The sequence below is a fragment of the Pseudomonas sp. B21-041 genome, assembly GCF_024748675.1.
Lineage (GTDB): Bacteria > Pseudomonadota > Gammaproteobacteria > Pseudomonadales > Pseudomonadaceae > Aquipseudomonas > Aquipseudomonas neuropathica.
Genome location: NZ_CP087175.1, coordinates 5,661,516 through 5,681,389, shown reverse-complemented (window position 1 = coordinate 5,681,389; position 19,874 = coordinate 5,661,516). Strand labels below are relative to the sequence as shown.

Sequence of the window (19,874 nt, the reverse complement as noted above, 5' to 3'; positions counted from 1 at the left end):
CCTACAGGGGAACGCATTCCAAATGTAGGTGTGAGCCTGCTCGCGATGGCGCCAGACCCGCCAACCTCAATGCCGGATCAGCTTGCCGCGCACCTGCTCCATGCCGATCTGATCCAGCTCCAGCCAGAACTGCTGCTTGCCGGCAATCTCCGCCGCCGCCGGCAAACCATCGCGATAGACCAACCGATTACTCACCAGTGCTGGCACTTTCACCCCCGGCAACAACGTCCCGGCCAGATTCAGCGGGTCCACCCCGCACACCGCGACCAGACTACCGTCATGCGGCCGCCGCCGTACTTCGCGCAACAGCGGAATCGCCTCAGGCAAGGCAAACTGCTCCCCCGCCAGACCACTGACAAACCGTCCACCGCGAATCTCGCCGCGCGCTTCCAGTCGATGAAACGTGCGCAGCAATTCTCGCCAACTCGGCAACCAGTCCGCCTCGCGCTCCAGCAAGCGCCAGAACACCACGCCATAGCGGCGCAACAACGTCATCGCGACATGTTCCAGCGTCTCGCTGTTATCCACAGCCGCCCCGCGCCGCAGCAAGGCCCAACGCCCGGCATCATCCATCCCACCGATAAACGCCCCGCGCCCACGCCGACTGCTGCGCTGCTGGCGCTTGCTCGCCGGGGTGATCAGCGCGCGTAGGCCGGCGAAGCTGTCGGCGTTCACCAGGCCGGCGCCGACCAGTTCCTGCAAGGCGATTTCCAGCTCGGTGCGCAACAGGTGCGCTTCATGACTCAGCTCGTCAAAAAACAGCGCACCGTGTTGACTCAAGGCTTCAAAGACCTTCTGGGTTTTCGGCGAAAGTTCGCTCACCGGCGTCTGTTCGGCCAGCGCACTCCACAGGCCGACCTGACTGCGCGGCAGCAGCACGATAGGCGTGCTGCGCAACGCCGTACCGCTGATTTTTTGCCGGGCACTGAGGCGCGTCCACACCAGTTTGCCGTTGCGGCACAGCTCATCCAGCCAACTTGGCGAATAGTCTTTTAATCGCGCCGGGAGGATATCGCTGTCCCACGCCGAAGCCGCCGCCGCGTAGCCTTCGAACTGGCCGATAATCGCCGGCAACACGGCTCTACCCTGACCGCGAGTAGAAGGCGAGAGATGCTGCCAGTCGAACAGAAACCGCATGAAATCCTGCAGAGCTACCGGTTCGATTTCCCGGCGCAGGCGCTTGACCGTGTAGCGATGAATGCGCGCGAGCAGATGCCGTTCGCACCATTCTTCTACTTCCAATCCCGGCGTGAATTGGCCGCGCAGCACGTAACCTTCGCGCTCCAGTTGGGCGAGGGCTTGATGGACTTCAGTGGCCTGCAACGCGAGCGGTTCGGCAATCGCGGATAATGGCAGCGGTCCGAAGGCACCGAGGCGCGCGCGGATCACTTCGACCAGCGCTTCATCGAACGTCCACGCCTCATCGAATCCCGGCAACGCCTCCAGTTCGGCTTGCAATTTGGCCTGTGGATAAAGCGCTTGCAGACACGTTAGGCGTTCGCGGGCCAGCCACAAGCCATGCTCGGCATCGATCTGTAGACGGCAGGCGCGACCACTGCTGGCCAGATTTTCCAGCCATGCACGCCAGCCTTCGTTCGTTTGCACTTCCTCATCGCTGATGCACGCCAGGCTCATCAGCGCCTCATGCATTTCATCCACAGCGTTCGGCGTCGGCCAGGCTTCTGCGCGCACAGCGTTTATGGCGTCCGCATCCAGCGCGCCGAGATCATCGGTCGATTGCGGATCGCTCCAGCGCCGGTTGATCACCGCTTGAGTGCGACGTTCTTCCAGCGGTGCATCGTCGAGAAAGGTGTACGGCCGCGCACTGAGAATTTCTGCGGCGAGCGGCGAGGGCGCCGGCAAGTCGCGGCTGATCAAGCGCACGTCGCCACGCTCCATGCGCCGCAGCAGATTCAACCAGCCTTCGCTGTCCATCGCTTCATGCAGGCAATCGTCGAGGGTTTGCTCGATCAGTGGATGCTCGGGAATTTCCCGTTCGCCGGCGAGGTTTTCCAGACAGGCGATTTGGTCGGGAAATATGCTGGCGATCAGGTCTTCGCTTTTCATCCGCTGCAACTGTGGCGCGACTTTGCGCCCGCCGGTAAAACGCGGCAATGCCAGTGCCACCCCGGCATTCCAGCGCCAGCGCACGCCGAACAGCGGCGCATCGAGTACGGCTTGAATAAGGATGTGCTCGGCGCTGTTGCTGTGCAGGTAACGCCAGACGTCATCGAGTTCAAAGCTGTGGCTGGTGGACAGCGACAGGACGATCGCGTCTTCGCTGGCTGCGGCCTGCAATTCGAAGTTGAAGGTGCGGCAGAAGCGCTTGCGCAGGGCCAGGCCCCAGGCGCGGTTGATGCGACTGCCGAACGGTGAGTGGATGATCAATTGCGTGCCGCCGGACTCGTCGAAAAAACGCTCCATCAGCAGCGTGTCTTGCGAGGGCAGGGCGCCGAGGGTTTGGCGGGCGCGGGCCAGGTATTCGACCAGTTGCTCGGCGCTGGCGAGGTTGAGGCCGAGGGTCTGAGTCAGCCAGTCGAGTGCCGGTTGCAGATTGCCGGGGCTGTCGCTGAGCAGTTCATCGAGCTGTGCTTGCAGACGTGCGACAGCCGATGACAATTCATCGCTGCGCCCCGGCGCTTCGCCGAGCCAGAACGGAATGGTCGGCGGCTGGCCGTGGGCATCCTCAACGCGGACCTTGCCGGTTTCCACGCGCAGGATGCGATAGGAGGTGTTGCCGAGCTGAAACACGTCGCCGGCAATACTTTCCACTGCGAAGTCTTCGTTGACGCTGCCGATGTTCAGGCCTTGCGGCTCGAGCATGACGCTGTAGTCGGCGTTATCGGGAATGGTGCCGCCGCTGGTCACGGCGGTCAGTTGTGAACCGCGACGGCCACGCAAGGTGCGGCTGACGGCGTCGCGGTGCAGGTAGGCGCTGCGGATGCCCTGGCGACCGTTGTAGCCTTCGGCGAGCATGCTCAGCAGGGCCTGATAGTGTCTTTCGTCGAGATCGCGGTAGGGCGAGGCGCGGCGGAACATCGCCAGCAAGGCGTCCTCCGGCCATTCCTGACAACTGACTTCGGCGATGATCTGCTGCGCTAAAACATCCAGCGGCGCGACCGGGATGTGCAGGTTGTCGAGTTCGCCTCGGCGCACGCAGTCGAGCAGGGCGGTGCATTCGATCAAGTCGTCGCGGGTGGTGGCGAACAATCGACCCTTGGGTGTGCCGCCCACCTGGTGCCCGGAGCGGCCAACACGTTGCAGAAAACCGGCGATAGAGCGCGGTGAGGCAATCTGGCAGACCAGATCGACTTCGCCGATATCGATGCCCAGTTCCAGCGAGGCGGTAGCGATCAATACCTGCAGTTCGCCGCGCTTGAGTCGTTGTTCGGCGTCCAGGCGAAACTCCTTGGCCAGACTGCCGTGATGCGCGGCTACGGCGTGTTTGCCCAGGCGTTCGCTGAGGTGCCGGCTCAGGCGTTCGGCCAGGCGCCGGGTGTTGACGAAAATCAGCGTGGTGCGGTGCGCGCGCGCAAGTTCTGCGAGCCGGTCGTAGACCCGTTCCCAGACATCATTGGCCATGACGGCCGACAAGGGCACTGGCGGCACCTCAATACCCAGATCCCGTGGCCGGGCGTGGCCAATGTCAATAATTTCGCAGGGACGGTCGTGGCCGACGAGAAATTGCGCCACGGCTTCCACCGGTTTCTGCGTGGCGGACAGGCCTACGCGGGTCAGCGGTTCGCTGCATAACGCCTGCAGTCGCTCAAGGCTCAGGGCCAGATGACTGCCGCGTTTGCCGGCGGCCATCGCGTGGATTTCATCGATGATCACCGTGCGCGTGGTGCCGAGCATTTTTCGTCCCGACTCCGAACCGAGCAGCACGTAGAGCGATTCCGGGGTGGTCACCAGAATGTGCGGCGCGGTCTTGCGCATGGCCGCGCGTTCTTTTTGCGGGGTGTCGCCAGTGCGCACGGCGGTGGTGATTGCCAGCCCAGGCAGATTCATCTGCCGCAGGTGTTCGGTGATCCCCGCCAATGGGTTTTGCAGGTTGATGCGAATGTCGTTGGAAAGCGCCTTCAGTGGCGAGACGTAGACCACCAGGGTTTCGTCGGGCAGGCCGTCGGGATCTTCCAGGCCTCGGTGGACGAGGTCGTCGAGCACGGCCAGAAACGCAGTGAGGGTTTTGCCGGAGCCGGTGGGCGCGGCGATCAGCGTCGAACGGCGCTGGCGGATCAACGGCCATGCGCGGGCCTGGGCGGCGGTGACCGTCGCGAATGTGTTGCTGAACCAGGCACTGACGGCGGGGTGAAAGCCTGCCAGGGCCGCGTCCGTGGGGATGGGCAGATTCATGGCTTAAGTTATGCGGGCGCGGGTGTGAAGATGCAAGTACCGTTCGGGCCTCATCGCGAGCAGGCTCACTCCTACAGGGGAATGCATTTCAATTGTAGGAGTGAGCCTGCTCGCGATGGCGCCAGTCGAAGCGCTACAAATATCCGGGATGTACACTTTACGGATGACGGTTGCGCACTAAACCCGCAAAATGCAACGATTCCGGCAATTATCGACGACGGTTTCACAAGAACCGTCGCTAAAGCCATCGTTCCAATCAGACTGGGCCTGCTGACTCTATGCGAATGCGCCTTATGTTACTGGGCGGCGGAAATGCCCTTGGGCAGGCGCTGATTCGCCTCGGTGCAGAGGAAGACATCGGTTTCCTCGCCCCCCGCCCGCCCGAAAACGGCTGGGATGCCGCGAGCCTGACCCAATTGCTCGACGACACCCGTCCCGATGCATTGATCAACCTCGCCTACTATTTCGACTGGTTCCAGGCCGAAACCGTCAGCGAAAGCCGCATGGCCGGGCAGGAACGTGCGATCGAGCGTCTGGCCGAACTGTGCCAGCACCACAACATCGTCCTCGTGCAGCCCTCCAGTTATCGGGTGTTCGATGGTTCGCGGGCCACGGCGTACAGCGAAAAAGACGAACCGGTACCATTGGGCCTGCGCGGTCAGGCGTTGTGGCGAATTGAACAAAGTGTGCGCGCCACTTGCCCGCAACACGTTTTGCTACGATTTGGCTGGTTGCTCGACGACAGCCCGGAGGGCACCCTCGGGCGCTTCCTCGCTCGTGCCGAGCAGCCAGAAGAATTGCTCCTGGCCGATGATCGCCGGGGTAACCCGACGCCGGTCGATGACGCCGCACGGGTGATTATTTCCGTGCTCAAGCAACTCGATTGCGCCGCGCCACTGTGGGGCACTTACCACTACGCCGGCCACGAAGCGACCACACCGCTGGCGCTGGGTCAGGCGATTCTGACCGAAGCGCGCAGCCTGCACGCCCTAGCGATCGAAGCACCAACCGCCCAGGCTCACGCCGCGCGACCGGACGCTGCCGAAGAGCCGCAACACGCGGTGCTGGCCTGCAAGAAAATTCTGCACACTTTCGGGATTAAACCGCGTGCCTGGCGCGCCGCACTCCCGGGCTTACTGGATAGGTTCTACCGTCATGGCTGAAGGGACTGTTTTAATCACCGGCGGAGCCGGCTTCATTGGCTCGCACCTGACCGACGCCTTGCTTGCCAAGGGGCATTCGGTGCGCATTCTCGACGATCTGTCGACCGGCAAGCGCAGCAACCTGCCGCTGGATAACTCCAAGGTTGAGCTGATTGTCGGCGATGTCGCCGATGCGGCGCTGGTGGCCAGAGCCATGCAAGGCTGCAGCGCAGTCGCTCACCTGGCGGCCGTGGCGTCGGTGCAGGCCTCGGTGGACGATCCGGTGAAAACTCACCAGAGCAACTTCATTGGCACGCTGAATGTCTGCGAAGCCATGCGTCTGGCCGGGGTCAAACGGGTGTTGTACGCCTCCAGCGCGGCGGTGTACGGCAACAATGGCGAGGGCGAGTCGATTGATGAAGAAACGCCCAAAGCCCCATTGACGCCTTACGCTTCGGACAAGCTGGCGGGCGAACATTATTTCGATTTCTATCGCCGCCAGCATGGCCTGGAGCCGGTGATTTTCCGCTTCTTCAATATCTTCGGCCCACGTCAGGATCCGTCCTCGCCGTACTCCGGAGTGATCAGCATCTTCAGCGAACGGGCACAGAAAGGCTTGCCAATTACCGTGTTCGGTGACGGTGAGCAAACGCGCGATTTCCTCTATGTCGAAGACCTGGTCGATTTGCTGGTACAGGGCATCGAAAAACCTGAGGTGGAAGTCGGTGCGGTGAATGTTGGATGGAATCAGGCGATGAGCCTCAAGCAAATGCTTGAAGCCCTGCAAGCGGTGGTCGGTGAGCTGCCGCCGATCAGCTATGGCCCGGCGCGTTCCGGTGATATCCGTCATTCCCGGGCGAATAACGCTCGTCTGCTGGAACGCTTCAAGCTGCCGCAGCAGACGCCGATGAGCGTGGGGTTGGCGCGGTTGTTGGGGCGAGCCTGAAAAGAGCCCCTCATCGGAACGCCGCCCGCCTAACCCTCTCCCAGAGGGAGAGGGGACTGACCGTAGCGTTTGTGAGAAATGCGTCGACGTGAAATACCGAGTCGAACTTGGATTTGAAAAGCACCCAAATCGGCTCCCTTTCCCCCTCTCCCTGAGGGAGAGGGCTGGGGTGAGGGGGGAGACTCAAACTCACCACGCATGCCAGGCAGACATGAAAAAGGCGCCCTTTGACAGGCGCCTTTTTCACGGCCGGAATATGTCGCTACTCCTGTGGCAAGGGGATGTTATCCCCCGATCAACTGCGTACGGTCGCCGTCAGTTCTATGCCTGCTCACCACCAAGCCTCATTCACCACCACGTGAACGTTCGGTCAATCGACTTAGAACTTATAGCCCAAACCGACCATGTAGATGAACGGATCCACATCCACATTCACCCGTGCGCGAGTGCCCGGCGCAACGGCGTTGTTTTCGACGGTGGCGCGGGTGTCGATGTCGATGTAACGCACTTGGGCGTTGAGCATGATGTTGTCGGTCAGCATGTAGTCGGCACCGACCTGCCAGGCCAGACCCCAGGAGTTTTTCGCCTTGAAGTTGCTGAAACCGTTAGCACTGGCTTCGCTGCCGACGTGTTCGTCATAGATCCAGGTGTAGTTGATACCGCCACCGACATACGGCTGGAACGGCGACTTCGAATCCAGCGGGTAGTAGACGACGCTGAGGGTCGGCGGCAGGTGTTTCAGGGTGCCGAGCTTGCCGTTGGCCGCTGGCAGGGCAGTACCCTTGAGTTTGACGTCATGCTCGAACGGCGTGGCCGCGAGCAACTCGAGGCCGACGTGATCGGTAAGCATGTAAGCGAAGTTCAGACCCAATTGAGTGTCGCTGCTCATGGTCGCTTTGCCGCCCAGATTGGTGCCGCTCAACGGACCCTGATCGACCTTGACGCTGGAGCTGTCGGCTTTCGGGTTGACGGTGATCGCACCGGCGCGGATGAGGATGTCACCGGCTTCGTGGGCGTGGGCGAGCGGGGCTGCGAGCGCGAGGGCAAACAGCGAAGCGCTGAGCAAGGACTTGTTCATGGGGGCTCCGAAAGGACGTTAAAAATGTTCGATGTCCTATGGTACGAAGCCAACTGATACGGTCTTTTGACTCAGCTCAATGAAACAGTGAAGGGGCGGGTTTCTGTGGAACCTTTGAGGGCCCCATCGCTGGCAAGCCAGCTCCCACAGGTTTTGTTGTTGATCACAAAATTTGTGAGCGACTCAATCACTGTGGGAGCTGGCTTGCCAGCGATGGGGCCCTTGCAAACAGCACAAAACTACCGGGATTCACTCCGGCAGTTCATACACATAAATCTTGTCCGCATCCATCTGATACCCGGCATCCGCCAGTTCGCTGCTCGACGCCTTGACCTGCAACGGTCCCTCCACCCAATACGGCTGATACAGCTCATCAAGCTTCACGCCCAACTCGCTTTTCACATGCACAATCTGGTTCGACGGCGGGGGCGGCACGTGGATGCAGGCGCCGAAATACGGCACCAGCAAAAAGTCCGTGGTGCGTCCTTCTTCATTGACTTCCAGCGGCACGATATAACCCGGCAAACGAATGTTCTGACCGTCGAGGGACTTCACCACCGGCGCGTTCGGCAGGTCCTGCTTGGCCGCTGGCGCGGACTCGGCGGACAGCGCATCACTCATCTTCGACATGTCGTGCAGCGGGGTCATGTTCGGCACTTCCGGCGCGGCGTCCGGCGGAATCATTTCCGACCACGTCAGGTCTTTCGGCGCCGCTGCCCACACGGGCAGGGCGATCAGCAACAGCAGCGCGAGTACAGCGCGGGGCATGGTGAACATCCTCATAAACGGATCGACAGGCCATCGGCCAAGGATTGGCGATAAGCGCGCCAGGCCGGCACGCTGCCCATCAGCAGCGCGGCCGCCAGAATGCCACCGAGCAGCGTCCATTCATACTCGCTCGGCCACGCCAGCGGCAGGTACAGACCGTAATTGGCCTGCACGTAACCCTGGGCGGCGGCGATGCCGATGTACAACAACGCCACCCCGGCAATCACCCCGGTCAGCGCCAGTGCAAACGCCTCGAGCACCAGCAGACTCGCGATATGCCAAGGGCGCGCACCGACCGAACGAAGGATCGCCATCTCGCGACGCCGTTCGTTGAGGCTGGTGAGAATCGCCGTGAGCATGCCGATCAACCCGGTCAACACCACAAACAACGAGACCACGAACAGCGCTTTTTCAGCGGTGCTCATCAGGCTCCACAACTCCTGCAAGGCTACACCCGGCAGAATCGCCAGCATCGGTTCGCCACGGAATTCGTTGATCTCGCGTTGCAGGGCGAAGGTGGAAATCTTGCTGTTGAGGCCGAGCATGAATGCGGTGATCGCTTGCGGCGTCAGGTCCATGTTGCGTGCCTGATCGGCGGTTATTCGGCCATTACCTCGCGCCGGCACGCCGTTGTGCCAGTCGATATGAATCGCCTCCATGCCGCCGAGGCTGATGTGCAGCGTGCGATCGACCGGGGTGCCGGTGCGCTTGAGAATGCCGACCACAGTGAACGGTTTGTCGTCGTGCTTGACCAGACTGATCGCGGCCACGCCGTGGGCCAGCACCAGTTTGTCACCGAGCTTGTAATGCAGCGCATCGGCCACTTCCGCACCGAGCACCACTTCAAAAGGATCGCTGGCAAACGCACGACCGTCCGCCAGTTGCAGATGCTGCTGGCGACCGTACTGGTAATGCTCGAAGTAGGCTTCGGTAGTGCCCATCACTCGGTAGCCACGATGGGAGTCGCCGAGGGACATCGGGATTGCCCACTTCACTTTCGGGTTGCTGGCGAAGTGTTCGAAGCTGTCCCAGCGGATGTTGTTGGTGGCGTTGCCGATGCGGAACACCGAGTACAGCAACAGGTTCACCGAGCCGGAACGGGCACCAACGATGAGGTCGGTGCCGCTGATAGTACTGGCGAAACTGGCTTTGGCCTCGGTGCGCACCCGCTCAACGGCGAGCAACAGACACACCGAGAGGGCGATGGCAAAAGCCGTGAGCAAAGCGGTGAAGCGGCGGTTGGCCAGGCTGGCCATGGCCAGACGAAACAGATACATCTCAGACCTCGGCAGACGTGGCGGCGCGATTGAGTTCGGCCAGGGACAGGTGACGGTCGAACAGCGGCGCCAGGCTCTGGTCGTGGCTGACGAACAGCAAGCTGGAACCGGCCTCGCGGCATTCGGCGAACAGCAGGCGAATGAAGTTCTCCCGGGCGTCGTAATCCAGCGCCGAGGTCGGTTCGTCGGCGATGACCAACTCAGGCTGACCGATCAAGGCACGCGCGGCAGCGACCCGTTGTTGCTGACCGATTGACAGTGAGTCAGCGCGACGGCTGAGGAGACTTTCGTCCTTCAAACCCAAGTGCGCGAGCAGGGTGGCGGCGGCTTGATCGACGCTGCCGTGGCGCTGTTTCGCCCGTTGCGCACGCAGTTTCGAGAAGTGGCACGGCAGCTCAACGTTCTCGCGTACCGAGAGAAACGGCAGCAAGTTGAACTGCTGGAAGATGTAGCCGGTGTGATCGACACGGAACGTATCGCGAGCGCCCGCGGAGAGCTCGGTGAGTTCCTGGCCGAGCAGGCGAATGCTGCCGCGACCGGGTTTCTGCACACCGCCGAGCAGGCCGAGCAGGGTGGTCTTGCCGCTGCCGCTGGGGCCTTTGAGGAACAGGGTTTCGCCGGCTTCCAGACGAAACGCCGGGATGTCCAGCAACGGCGGGTGACCGGGCCAGTTGAAGCCCAGGTCGGACAGTTCGATGAGTGCTTGGGTCATGGCACCAGTTTCATGAGTTTTCATAGCCCCTGAAGGAGCTGCCGAAGGCTGCGATCTTTTGATCCTGATCTTCTTAAAGCAAGATCAAAAGATCGCAGCCTTCGGCAGCTCCTACATCGGATCGCGGTGGATCACAGGGGATTTTCGGTGTGATCAGAATTTCAGCGCGGCAGCCTTGGCCGTCACTTCGGTACCTTGCTGGCCGCTGGCGCTGATCAGTTGTACCTGAATTTTCTGCGTCGCCGGGAAGGTCTTGAAAACGTTGGCTAGATCCAGAGTCTTCAACGCGCCCGGTGTGGCGCAGTTGAACTGGTAGTGCGCATGAATTTCGCTATGGTCGTGGTGATGCTCGTGGCCGTCCTTGTCCGCTTCATCGTCGTCGTGATCGTCGGCATCCGGCTTGTCGCCGAACAGCGGGCTCTCCAGTTCTTGGCTGACCACTTTGCACCCAGCAGCGGCGGGCAGGCTGAACAGGGTCAGCGGCTTTTCCAGCTGCGCACGGGCGGCGGCGACTTTGGCCTTGTCGGAATCGCTGGTGGCAACGTGTTCGAAACCGACGAGGTTCATCGCCGGGCTTTCCAGCTCAAGCTCCAGGGTCTGGCCATCAAGCGCGGCATTCAGACGGCCGACGCCATGTTCATGCGCGCCGAGGCTGCCGTGTTCATGGTCGTGATCGTGGTCATGCTCATCAGCCGCGTGGGCGATGGCCAGCGGCAACAGGGCAAACGGCAAAGCGAGCAGCAGACGACGCATGGCGGTCTCCGGGAAGTAAAGTGAAGAGTTTGTTATGTAATCTTATAACGAAAGTGCGCAGAGTTTGCCCGTGCGCTTGGCGTTGCACAAGTCCCGTGGGAGCATGCAGGTCAGAAAAGTGCAGGAGCGAACTCAATGTTGCGGATACGCGGAACCGTCGGCGATGTGCCGGTGGACTTGACGGTGGAACTGGATGACGGCGATTGGGCGAAGCTCGGTTCAGCGCTGAATGGGCAGGCGCCGGACGCTCAATCTGAGGCGATCGCATCAGCCCCGGCAGCGAAACCGCTGAATCAGGACGATGCGTTGTGGCAGGTGGCCAAGGATCTGTTACGCAAGGCCGGGCAGCTCAGCGGTCCGGATCTGCTTGATCAGCTTGAAGGGCTGACCGGCAGCGCGGTGGCGGGCAAGCGCTTGCTGGTGCGCTTGCGCCATAGCTCGGACGTGAAAGTGGTGAGCGGCGGGGATACGCCGCTCTACAGCTGGATCGAATGAACCGCAAAAGATCGCAGCCTGCGGCAGCTCCTACATTGGAATGGAGTACACCCCTGTAGGAGTTGCCGAAGGCTGCGATCTTTTGATCTTAATAAAGCGCCGCAAACATCTTGCGGCGGTACACCGTCACCAGCGGATGATCATTGCCCAGCAGCTCAAACACCTGCAGCAAGGTCTTGTGCGGCAGGCCTTCGCTGTAGCTGCGGTTGCGGATGAACAGCTTCAGTAGTGCATCCAGCGCCGCTTCATACTGCTGGCGAGCGAGTTGCTGGATCGCCAGTTGATACGCCGCCTCATCGTCCTGCGGATCTTTCGCCAGGCGCGCTTTCAGATCGGCGGCATCCGGCAGATCACGCGCCAGGCCAAGGAATTTGATCTGCGCCTTGGCTCCGGCCAGTGCAGCCTTGTGCTCATCACTCTTGACCGCATCCAGCACGGTTTGCGCTTCATCCAGTTCGCCGCGCTCAGTCAGGCAACGCGCGTAGAGGATCAGTGCCTTGGCGTTTGTGTTGTCCTCAGTGAGCATCACCGCCAGTGCCGCTTCGGCATCGGCGTAACGGCCGTCATCGAACAACGCTTGAGCCTGCTCGAACGGATCGGCTTCGGCCGGTGGCGGCATCTGCACATGCGGCTCAAGCAGGGCGCGCACGGCGGATTCCGGTTGTGCACCGGCAAAACCGTCGACCGGTTGGCCGTCCTTGAACAGCACCACGGTCGGCAGGCTGCGAATACCGAAGCGGGCGACGATGTCCTGCTCGATGTCGCAGTTGACCTTGGCCAGCAGCAATTCGCCCTGATAGCTCTCGGCAATGCCTTGCAGCATCGGCATCAGCGCCTTGCATGGCGCACACCATTCGGCCCAGAAATCCACCAGCACAGGTTTGTTGAAGGAAGCCTCGATCACCGACTGGTCGAAATCGGCCGTCGTGGCGTCGAAGATGTATGGCGTTTGCTGACTCATGGGGGATCTCGTTAAAGCGTTAATGAACGCACTATAAGCGGTGGCGCAAAAGATCGCAGCCTTCGGCAGCTCCTACAGGTTCAGCGTCCGCCCGCAATATAGACGACAAAGCCGATCACTGTAGGAGCTGCCGAAGGCTGCGATCTTTTAACGATTCCAATCACGCCGCGCGTGGTACAGGCTGACATGCCGAAATTCCTCAGGCTCCGCCAGATCCGGCAACGTCATCGCCTCAAGCATTTCAATCCGCTGATACAACGGATGGCGAAAATCCCGAACCCGCGAATCCGCCACCAGCGCCTCGCGGCCACGGCTCAAAAACGCATCGAGCAACGGCAGATTGGCCCGGTCATACAACACATCCGCCACCAGAATCAGATCAAACCGATCCGCCTCGGCAAAGAAATCCGTCGAGTAATTCATCCCTACGCCATTCAGCGTGGCATTCGCCCGACACGCGGAAATCGCCAGAGGATCCAGATCGCACGCCACCACCTCCAGCGCCCCGGCCTTCACCGCCGCGATCCCGGCAATCCCGGAACCTGCGCCGAAATCCAGCACACGCTTGCCGCGCACCCACTCGGGAAATTCCGCCAGATAACGCGCCACCGCCAGACCGCTGGCCCAGCAGAAACCCCAATACGGTGGCTCATGCAAAATTCGCTGAATTTCTTCCTGGCTGAATTGGCGATCCATGTTGTCGCCATCGATCAGCCATAGCTGTAAATCAGTGTCCGGCAACGCACAGACCTTGAGTCTGGCGTCGCCGAGCAATTCACCTAACGCCTGTTGCAGGTCGAGCGGTGCATTCATGGTGCTTTGACAAATTGCAGTTGGCCCAGCGCCTGGGAGGTCGGCTGGCTGATGGTTTGCGACGGCAGATGCAGAATCAACTGACCGGACTGGCTGGCGCGGCCACGCAACTCAACCCGCGCACCGGCCGGGAACGCGTCCGGGTTGAAGCGCAGGCGGAACGGCAGGATCTGGTTGTTGCCGATCAGGCTGGAACTGGCGAGCAATTGTTGCGGGCGATCCTTTTCGTCGATCACCAGCAGCGCCAGTTCGACTTCGGCGCCGGCCGGCACGCCTTGCAGGGTGCCGCTCAATTCCCGTTGATAAGCCGGCAGCGGGCCAAGTTCGGCAGCCTCTTTGGCTTTTTTCTGCGCTTGCTGCGGGGCAGGTCCCGGTGTTGGCGGCTGGGGCTTGGGTGCATCGCTGCCACAGGCCACCAGCAGGCTGAAAAGACTGAGCAAAACGAGCGGACGTAACGGCATTGGATGCTCCAGCAAAATGAAATCCATGGATCAAACGATCATGTCGTTCTGTATACCGCAAAGCCTATGGCTTGTCTTGCCACCGGGATGCGCTACCATGGCCCTCCCTTTTTTTGTTGCCAGCCACCATGCACTGTCCCTTCTGCGGTGCCAACGACACCAAGGTCATCGACTCGCGTCTGGTCGCCGAGGGCGAACAGGTGCGCCGCCGGCGTGAATGCCTGGCCTGCGGCGAGCGTTTCACGACGTTCGAGACGGCCGAACTGGTGTTGCCGCGCCTGATCAAAACCGACGGCAGCCGCCAACCGTTCGACGAAGAAAAACTCCGCGCCGGGATGCAACGCGCCCTGGAGAAACGTCCGGTGAGCGTTGAGCGCCTCGAATCCTCCCTGGTTCACATCAAGCACAAGCTGCGCGCCACCGGCGAGCGCGAGGTCAAATCCCTCGTGGTCGGCGAACTGGTGATGGCTGAGTTGCAAAAGCTTGATGAAGTCGCCTACATCCGTTTCGCGTCGGTGTACAAACGCTTCCAGGACCTCAATGAATTCCGCGAAGAAATCGACCGCCTCGCCCGCGAACCGGTGAAAGAATGACCAGCGCCGGCGAGCAGGCCATCCTCGACGCTCACTTCATGGCTCGCGCGCTGGAACTGGCGCGCAAAGGTCATTACACCACCCATCCCAATCCTCGGGTCGGCTGCGTGGTGGTGCGTGATGGGCAGATCGTCGGCGAAGGCTGGCATGAGCGCGCCGGCGAACCTCACGCCGAAGTCCATGCCCTGCGCGCCGCCGGTGAGCTGGCCCGGGGCGCGACTGCTTATGTAACTCTCGAACCGTGCAGCCACCATGGCCGCACGCCGCCGTGTGCCGAAGCACTGGTGAATGCCGGGGTTGCCCGGGTGGTGGCAGCGATGCGCGATCCGAACCCGCAAGTTGCCGGACGTGGTCTGCAGCGCTTGGCCGATGCCGGCATTGCTACCGAAAGCGGCGTGCTCGAAGCCGAGGCGCGCCAGCTCAATCAAGGTTTTCTGAAACGCATGGAGCACGGCTTGCCGTTCGTGCGGGTCAAGTTGGCTATGAGTCTCGATGGTCGGACAGCCATGGAAAGCGGCGAGAGCCAATGGATCACCGGCCCGGCCGCACGTTCGGCCGTTCAGCGTTTGCGCGCTCAGGCCGCCGTGGTGCTGACCGGCGCCGACACCGTGCTGGCCGATGGCGCGCGTTTGACCGTGCGCGCCGACGAGTTGGGTCTGGATGCCGAGCAAACCGCGCTGGCCATGAGCCGACCGCCGCTGCGCGTGCTGATCGACGGGCGCCTGCGGGTGCCGCTGGATGCACCGTTCTTCAAGGCTGGCCCGGCATTGGTCGCCACCTGTGTCGCGATCGAAGAGCAATACGCGCATGGCCCCGAGTGTCTGATCGTGCCGGGTGATGACGGTCAGGTCGATCTGCATCAATTGCTGATTGAACTGGCCAAGCGTGACGTCAACGAGGTGCTGGTCGAAGCCGGCCCGCGTCTGGCAGGAGCTTTTGCTCAACTCGGTCTGGTCGACGAATTCGTGATCTTCATCGCCGGCAAGTTCCTCGGCTCCACGGCGCGTCCGCTGCTGGACTGGCCGCTGGCTTATATGAAGGATGCGCCGGAGCTGAAAATCACTGAAATTCGCGCGGTGGGCGATGACTGGCGAGTCACTGCCATCCCTGTCCTTTCGGCGAGCGTATAATTCCCGGCCATCGCGTTAGCGCTGGCCCAGTTCTCAAGGAGAACCCCATGTTTACCGGCATCATCGAATCCATCGGCAGTATCCGCGCACTGACCCCAAAGGGCGGTGATGTGCGGGTCCACGTCGCCACCGGCAAGCTCGACCTGAGCGACGTCAAACTCGGCGACAGCATCGCGGTCAACGGCGTCTGCCTGACCGCCGTTGAGCTGCCGGGCGACGGCTTCGCCGCCGACGTCAGCCGTGAAACGCTGGACTGCACCGCCATGAACGACCTGAAAAGCGGCAGCCCGGTCAATCTGGAAAAAGCCCTGACCCCGACCACCCGTCTCGGCGGGCACCTGGTCAGCGGCCACGTCGACGGTGTCGGCGAAATCGTCTCGCGCAGCGACAATGCCCGCGCCGTGGAATTTCGCATTCGCGCGCCGAAGGAACTGGCCAAGTACATCGCCCATAAAGGCTCGATCACTGTCGACGGTACCAGCCTGACCGTGAACGCCGTCGATGGCGCCGAATTCATGCTGACGATCATTCCGCACACCCTGAGCGAAACCATCATGGCGTCGTACAAGCCAGGTCGCCGGGTGAATCTGGAAGTTGACTTGCTGGCGCGGTATCTGGAGCGTCTGCTCCTCGGCGACAAGGCCGCAGAGCCGAGCGCTGGTGGCATCACCGAAAGCTTTCTGGCCGCCAACGGCTACCTCAAATCCTGACTGAAGGGGGTGCCTTGTGGCGCTCAATAGCATCGAAGAACTGGTTGAAGACATCCGCCAAGGCAAGATGGTCATCCTCATGGATGACGAAGACCGCGAGAACGAAGGCGACCTGATCATGGCTGCCGAATGCTGCCAGGCCGAGCACATCAACTTCATGGCCAAGCACGCCCGTGGTCTGATCTGCATGCCGATGAGCCGCGAGCGCTGCGAACTGTTGAAGCTGCCGCTGATGGCGCCGCGCAACGGTTCCGGTTTCGGCACCAAGTTCACCGTGTCGATCGAAGCCGCCGAAGGCGTAACCACTGGCATTTCCGCCGCCGACCGTGCGCGCACCGTGCAAGCGGCTGCCGCCAAAGACGCCAAGGCTGAAGACATCGTCAGCCCGGGTCATATTTTCCCGCTGATGGCCCAGGCTGGCGGCACCCTCGCTCGCGCCGGCCACACCGAAGCGGCTTGCGACCTCGCGCGCATGGCCGGTTTCGAGCCAAGTGGCGTGATCTGCGAAGTGATGAACGACGACGGCACCATGTCCCGTCGCGCTGAACTGGAAGCGTTCGCTGCTGAGCACAACATCAAGATCGGCACCATCGCCGACCTGATTCACTACCGGATGATCCATGAACGTACCGTTCAGCGGATTGCCGAGCAGCCACTGGACAGCGAACTGGGCCAATTCAACCTGGTGACCTATCGTGATTCGGTGGAAGGCGATGTGCACATGGCCCTTACGCTGGGCACTGTTTGCGCCGAAGAGCCGACCCTGGTTCGGGTGCACAACATGGATCCGCTGCGCGACCTGCTGATGGTCAAACAACCGGGCCGCTGGAGCCTGCGCGCCGCCATGGCTGCGGTCGCCGAGGCTGGCAGCGGTGTCGTGTTGTTGCTTGGTCACCCGCTCGATGGCGATGTGCTGCTGGCACATATCCGTGAAACGGGTGAGCAGGCAGCGCCGAAAAAACCGACCACTTACAGCATCGTCGGTGCCGGTTCGCAGATCCTGCGTGACCTCGGTGTGCGCAAAATGCGTTTGATGTCTGCGCCAATGAAATTTAATGCGATATCCGGTTTCGATCTGGAAGTTGTAGAATACGTGCCCTCCGAATAATGACCGGTTGTTTCCGATCTCCGATTCGCGGCAAATAAATCACTGAGGGACGCGTAGCAGACGCGTCCCGGCTCTTTAAGAGAACTGACGAATGACCCTGAAGACCATCGAAGGTACCTTCATCGCCCCTAAAGGCCGCTACGCTTTGGTAGTGGGCCGCTTCAACAGCTTCGTCGTTGAAAGCCTGGTCAGCGGTGCAGTTGATGCCCTGGTTCGCCACGGCGTGAGCGAAAGCGACATCACCATCATCCGCGCACCTGGCGCCTTCGAAATCCCGCTGGTTGCGCAGAAAGTCGCCCAGAAAGGTGAATTCGCAGCCATCATCGCCCTCGGCGCGGTCATTCGTGGCGGTACTCCGCACTTCGAATACGTGGCAGGCGAGTGCACCAAGGGTCTGGCCCAGGTGTCCATGGAGTTCGGCGTTCCGGTTGCCTTCGGCGTCCTGACCGTTGATTCCATCGAGCAAGCCATCGAACGTTCCGGCACCAAGGCCGGTAACAAAGGTGCCGAAGCTGCCCTGTCCGCTCTGGAAATGGTCAGCCTGCTGGCACAGTTGGAGGCCAAGTGATTAGCGACGAAAGCGATCGTTTCAACCCGCGCGAGCCGCGTCCAACCGACGCCGGCAAGCCTTCGAAAAGTGAAAAGCGCCGCGCTGCCCGTCAGTTGGCGACTCAAGCGTTGTACCAGCGCCACATGGCCAGTACTTCGCTGAACGAAATCGAAGCGCAGTTCCGCGTCGATAACGATTTCACCTTCGCCGATGCCAGCTACTTTCACGACATCCTGCACGGTGTTCCGGCCAGTCTGACCGAGATCGACACTGCGCTGGCGCCGTGCCTGGACCTGACCATCGAAGAGCTCGACCCGGTTGAACTGTGTGTACTGCGCCTGTCGACCTGGGAACTGCTCAAGCGCGTCGACGTGCCGTACCGCGTTGTGATCAACGAAGGGATCGAACTGGCGAAAGTCTACGGTTCGACCGACGGTCACAAGTTCGTCAACGGTGTGCTCGACAAGCTGGCTCCGCGCCTGCGTGAAGCTGAAGTGAAGGCGTTCAAGCGCTGAAACGCGCTTGATACTTCAATGGGCGAGTTTGAGCTGATCCGTAACTTCTTCGCCGCCGCGCCTTGTGCGCAGGGCGGCGAAGGCGTTGCGCTGGGGATCGGCGATGACTGCGCCTTGCTCGCTGCTCCCCCTGGGGAACAGTTGGCGATCTCTACCGATACGCTGGTGGCCGGTGTGCATTTCGCCGACCCCTGCGATCCGTTTCTGCTCGGTCAGCGCTCGCTGGCCGTTGCGGTCAGCGATCTGGCCGCCATGGGCGCCACACCCGTTGCCTTTACCCTTGCCCTGACTGTGCCGACGGTGACTGCTGATTGGCTGCAAGCCTATGCCGGCGGATTGAACCGCATGGCGCAGAGTTGCGGCGTCGCGCTGGTGGGCGGCGATACCACGCGCGGGCCGTTGAGCCTGACGGTGACGGTGTTCGGTCGCGTGCCTGCCGGTCAGGCGTTGACCCGCAGTGGCGCGCAACCGGGCGACTTGCTCTGTGTCGGTGGCGAACTTGGCAATGCGGCCGGCGCCTTGCCGCTGGTGCTCGGTCAGCGTGACGCCGAAGCGAACGTCGCCCAACCGCTGCTCGATCATTACTGGTCACCACAACCGCAACTCGCCCTCGGCCAGGCCCTGCGTGGCAAAGCCACCTCGGCGCTGGACATCTCCGATGGATTACTCGCCGACTGCGGCCATATCGCGCTGGCCTCAAAGGTCCGACTTGAGATTGAACGCGAGCGCGTACCGATGTCGGATGCATTAGTGGCGTTTCTCGGTCAGCGCGGCGCCGAGCGTGCTGCGCTGAGCGGTGGCGATGATTACGTGCTGGCGTTCACCTTGCCGTCTGTCGAGTTGCCGGCGCTGCTGGCCAATGGCTGGCCGATCCATGTGATCGGTCGAGTGTCCGAAGGTCAGGGCGTGGTCCTGCTGGATCGCGAAGGTCACGACATCACCCCGCAAATCCGGGGTTATCAACATTTTCAGGAGACACCGTGACAGATCACCCGAAACAGGTTCCGGCCGAATTCGTTCCGCCGTCGGTCTGGCGCAATCCCTGGCATTTCCTCGCGTTCGGCTTCGGTTCCGGCACCTTGCCCAAGGCGCCGGGAACGTGGGGCTCGCTGGTTGCGCTACCCTTTATCCCGTTATGGCAGATGTTGCCCGACTGGGGTTACTGGCTGATGCTCGGGATCACCATGCTGTTCGGCTTCTGGCTGTGCGGCAAAGTCGCTGACGATCTGCGGGTACACGACCACGAAGGCATCGTCTGGGACGAAATGGTCGGGATGTGGATCACCTTGTGGCTGGTGCCGGAAGGCTGGTACTGGTTGCTCGCGGGTTTCCTCGTATTCCGTTTCTTCGACATTCTCAAGCCATGGCCGATCCGCTGGATCGACCGGCACGTGCATGGCGGCGTCGGCATCATGCTCGACGACGTGTTGGCCGGCGTGTTCGCCTGGCTGGCCATGCAGGGACTGGTGTGGATTTTCGCCTGAGTCCAAGGGGTATCAGGGTCAAGTG

20 protein-coding genes are annotated in these 19,874 nt (G+C 61.5%); 11 read left to right on the top strand and 9 right to left on the bottom strand.

The features are described from left to right. Positions 1-66: 66 nt before the first annotated feature. Positions 67-4,353 (bottom strand): DEAD/DEAH box helicase, encoded by a 4,287-nt coding sequence (locus LOY43_RS25300; protein ID WP_258708882.1) that lies wholly within the window; start codon positions 4,351-4,353, stop codon positions 67-69. Positions 4,354-4,631: 278 nt separating this feature from the next. Between LOY43_RS25300 and LOY43_RS25295 the strand changes: the two genes are divergently transcribed. After that, positions 4,632-5,516, top strand: a complete 885-nt coding sequence (locus LOY43_RS25295) for a sugar nucleotide-binding protein (protein WP_095048822.1) — start codon at positions 4,632-4,634, stop codon at positions 5,514-5,516. After that, positions 5,509-6,441, top strand: a complete 933-nt coding sequence (locus LOY43_RS25290) for an NAD-dependent epimerase/dehydratase family protein (RefSeq protein ID WP_258708881.1) — start codon at positions 5,509-5,511, stop codon at positions 6,439-6,441. The genes LOY43_RS25295 and LOY43_RS25290 overlap by 8 nt, the downstream gene beginning before the upstream one ends. A gap of 379 nt (positions 6,442-6,820) precedes the next feature. On the opposite strand, the gene LOY43_RS25285 is transcribed toward LOY43_RS25290, so the two are convergent. The 5 genes from LOY43_RS25285 to LOY43_RS25265 all read right to left on the bottom strand — a co-directional run bounded on the left by LOY43_RS25285 (position 6,821) and on the right by LOY43_RS25265 (position 11,029). Further along, positions 6,821-7,519 (bottom strand): OmpW family protein, encoded by a 699-nt coding sequence (locus tag LOY43_RS25285; protein ID WP_007910962.1) that lies wholly within the window; start codon positions 7,517-7,519, stop codon positions 6,821-6,823. A 249-nt stretch (positions 7,520-7,768) separates the two neighbouring features. Then, positions 7,769-8,287: a DUF3299 domain-containing protein gene (locus LOY43_RS25280; RefSeq protein ID WP_095125531.1), complete on the bottom strand. Its 519-nt coding sequence runs from the start codon at positions 8,285-8,287 to the stop codon at positions 7,769-7,771. An 11-nt stretch (positions 8,288-8,298) separates the two neighbouring features. Continuing rightward, positions 8,299-9,564: an ABC transporter permease gene (locus LOY43_RS25275; RefSeq protein ID WP_095125519.1), complete on the bottom strand. Its 1,266-nt coding sequence runs from the start codon at positions 9,562-9,564 to the stop codon at positions 8,299-8,301. A 1-nt stretch (position 9,565) separates the two neighbouring features. Next, positions 9,566-10,276, bottom strand: coding sequence for an ABC transporter ATP-binding protein (locus tag LOY43_RS25270; RefSeq protein WP_090286721.1), 711 nt, complete (start codon positions 10,274-10,276; stop codon positions 9,566-9,568). A 153-nt stretch (positions 10,277-10,429) separates the two neighbouring features. After that, a complete protein-coding gene (locus tag LOY43_RS25265) occupies positions 10,430-11,029 on the bottom strand; it encodes a DUF2796 domain-containing protein (protein WP_150694729.1) in 600 nt (199 codons plus the stop codon). Positions 11,030-11,164: 135 nt separating this feature from the next. On the opposite strand from LOY43_RS25265, the gene LOY43_RS25260 reads away from it, so the two are divergent. Then, the gene (locus tag LOY43_RS25260; RefSeq protein WP_258708880.1) at positions 11,165-11,524 is read left to right on the top strand and encodes a hypothetical protein; all 360 of its coding nucleotides are present in this window, start codon (positions 11,165-11,167) and stop codon (positions 11,522-11,524) included. A gap of 88 nt (positions 11,525-11,612) precedes the next feature. On the opposite strand, the gene trxA is transcribed toward LOY43_RS25260, so the two are convergent. The 3 genes from trxA to LOY43_RS25245 all read right to left on the bottom strand — a co-directional run bounded on the left by trxA (position 11,613) and on the right by LOY43_RS25245 (position 13,759). Further along, positions 11,613-12,485, bottom strand: a complete 873-nt coding sequence (gene trxA / locus LOY43_RS25255; protein WP_258708879.1) for a thioredoxin — start codon at positions 12,483-12,485, stop codon at positions 11,613-11,615. Between the two features lie 147 nt (positions 12,486-12,632). After that, a complete protein-coding gene (locus LOY43_RS25250; RefSeq protein WP_220557061.1) occupies positions 12,633-13,298 on the bottom strand; it encodes a methyltransferase in 666 nt (221 codons plus the stop codon). Further along, positions 13,295-13,759 (bottom strand): YbaY family lipoprotein, encoded by a 465-nt coding sequence (locus LOY43_RS25245; protein WP_095048847.1) that lies wholly within the window; start codon positions 13,757-13,759, stop codon positions 13,295-13,297. The genes LOY43_RS25250 and LOY43_RS25245 overlap by 4 nt, the downstream gene beginning before the upstream one ends. A 128-nt stretch (positions 13,760-13,887) precedes the next feature. Here LOY43_RS25245 and nrdR point away from each other — a divergent pair, with 128 nt between their 5' ends. From nrdR to LOY43_RS25205, 8 genes are all read left to right on the top strand, one after another. Then, positions 13,888-14,352, top strand: a complete 465-nt coding sequence (gene nrdR / locus LOY43_RS25240) for a transcriptional regulator NrdR (protein ID WP_007910946.1) — start codon at positions 13,888-13,890, stop codon at positions 14,350-14,352. Continuing rightward, entirely contained in the window at positions 14,349-15,482 is a 1,134-nt protein-coding gene (gene ribD, locus LOY43_RS25235; RefSeq protein WP_258708878.1) for a bifunctional diaminohydroxyphosphoribosylaminopyrimidine deaminase/5-amino-6-(5-phosphoribosylamino)uracil reductase RibD, read from the top strand. Before nrdR ends, ribD begins: the two co-directional genes overlap by 4 nt. 47 nt (positions 15,483-15,529) lie before the next feature. After that, positions 15,530-16,192 carry a riboflavin synthase gene (locus tag LOY43_RS25230; RefSeq protein WP_093434480.1) on the top strand — a complete coding sequence of 221 codons (663 nt, stop codon included), beginning with the start codon at positions 15,530-15,532 and terminating at the stop codon, positions 16,190-16,192. Between the two features lie 16 nt (positions 16,193-16,208). Continuing rightward, positions 16,209-17,300 carry a bifunctional 3,4-dihydroxy-2-butanone-4-phosphate synthase/GTP cyclohydrolase II gene (gene ribBA / locus LOY43_RS25225; protein ID WP_039761895.1) on the top strand — a complete coding sequence of 364 codons (1,092 nt, stop codon included), beginning with the start codon at positions 16,209-16,211 and terminating at the stop codon, positions 17,298-17,300. Positions 17,301-17,391: 91 nt separating this feature from the next. Further along, positions 17,392-17,868, top strand: coding sequence for a 6,7-dimethyl-8-ribityllumazine synthase (gene ribE, locus LOY43_RS25220; protein ID WP_003228649.1), 477 nt, complete (start codon positions 17,392-17,394; stop codon positions 17,866-17,868). Beyond that, complete coding sequence (gene nusB, locus LOY43_RS25215; RefSeq protein WP_034153728.1) at positions 17,865-18,365, top strand: transcription antitermination factor NusB; 501 nt, start codon at positions 17,865-17,867, stop codon at positions 18,363-18,365. Before ribE ends, nusB begins: the two co-directional genes overlap by 4 nt. Before the next feature lie 18 nt (positions 18,366-18,383). Then, on the top strand, positions 18,384-19,349 hold the full coding sequence (gene thiL, locus LOY43_RS25210; protein ID WP_258708877.1) for a thiamine-phosphate kinase: 966 nt from the start codon (positions 18,384-18,386) through the stop codon (positions 19,347-19,349). Then, positions 19,346-19,849, top strand: a complete 504-nt coding sequence (locus tag LOY43_RS25205) for a phosphatidylglycerophosphatase A (protein WP_007910933.1) — start codon at positions 19,346-19,348, stop codon at positions 19,847-19,849. Before thiL ends, LOY43_RS25205 begins: the two co-directional genes overlap by 4 nt. Positions 19,850-19,874: the final 25 nt, after the last annotated feature.

Excerpts from the sequence above, each read along its gene's own strand:
- LOY43_RS25280 (WP_095125531.1), bottom strand. The coding sequence starts at position 8,287 with ATGCCCCGCGCTGTACTCGCGCTGCTGTTGCTGATCGCCCTGCCCGTG.
- LOY43_RS25245 (WP_095048847.1), bottom strand. The coding sequence starts at position 13,759 with ATGCCGTTACGTCCGCTCGTTTTGCTCAGTCTTTTCAGCCTGCTGGTG.
- LOY43_RS25295 (WP_095048822.1), top strand. The coding sequence starts at position 4,632 with ATGCGAATGCGCCTTATGTTACTGGGCGGCGGAAATGCCCTTGGGCAG.
- LOY43_RS25285 (WP_007910962.1), bottom strand. The coding sequence starts at position 7,519 with ATGAACAAGTCCTTGCTCAGCGCTTCGCTGTTTGCCCTCGCGCTCGCA.
- thiL (WP_258708877.1), top strand. The coding sequence starts at position 18,384 with ATGGGCGAGTTTGAGCTGATCCGTAACTTCTTCGCCGCCGCGCCTTGT.
- LOY43_RS25290 (WP_258708881.1), top strand. The coding sequence starts at position 5,509 with ATGGCTGAAGGGACTGTTTTAATCACCGGCGGAGCCGGCTTCATTGGC.
- ribD (WP_258708878.1), top strand. The coding sequence starts at position 14,349 with ATGACCAGCGCCGGCGAGCAGGCCATCCTCGACGCTCACTTCATGGCT.
- LOY43_RS25275 (WP_095125519.1), bottom strand. The coding sequence starts at position 9,564 with ATGTATCTGTTTCGTCTGGCCATGGCCAGCCTGGCCAACCGCCGCTTC.
- LOY43_RS25265 (WP_150694729.1), bottom strand. The coding sequence starts at position 11,029 with ATGCGTCGTCTGCTGCTCGCTTTGCCGTTTGCCCTGTTGCCGCTGGCC.
- LOY43_RS25300 (WP_258708882.1), bottom strand. The coding sequence starts at position 4,353 with ATGAATCTGCCCATCCCCACGGACGCGGCCCTGGCAGGCTTTCACCCC.
- LOY43_RS25250 (WP_220557061.1), bottom strand. The coding sequence starts at position 13,298 with ATGAATGCACCGCTCGACCTGCAACAGGCGTTAGGTGAATTGCTCGGC.
- LOY43_RS25260 (WP_258708880.1), top strand. The coding sequence starts at position 11,165 with ATGTTGCGGATACGCGGAACCGTCGGCGATGTGCCGGTGGACTTGACG.
- trxA (WP_258708879.1), bottom strand. The coding sequence starts at position 12,485 with ATGAGTCAGCAAACGCCATACATCTTCGACGCCACGACGGCCGATTTC.
- ribE (WP_003228649.1), top strand. The coding sequence starts at position 17,392 with ATGACCCTGAAGACCATCGAAGGTACCTTCATCGCCCCTAAAGGCCGC.
- LOY43_RS25270 (WP_090286721.1), bottom strand. The coding sequence starts at position 10,276 with ATGACCCAAGCACTCATCGAACTGTCCGACCTGGGCTTCAACTGGCCC.
- LOY43_RS25230 (WP_093434480.1), top strand. The coding sequence starts at position 15,530 with ATGTTTACCGGCATCATCGAATCCATCGGCAGTATCCGCGCACTGACC.
- nrdR (WP_007910946.1), top strand. The coding sequence starts at position 13,888 with ATGCACTGTCCCTTCTGCGGTGCCAACGACACCAAGGTCATCGACTCG.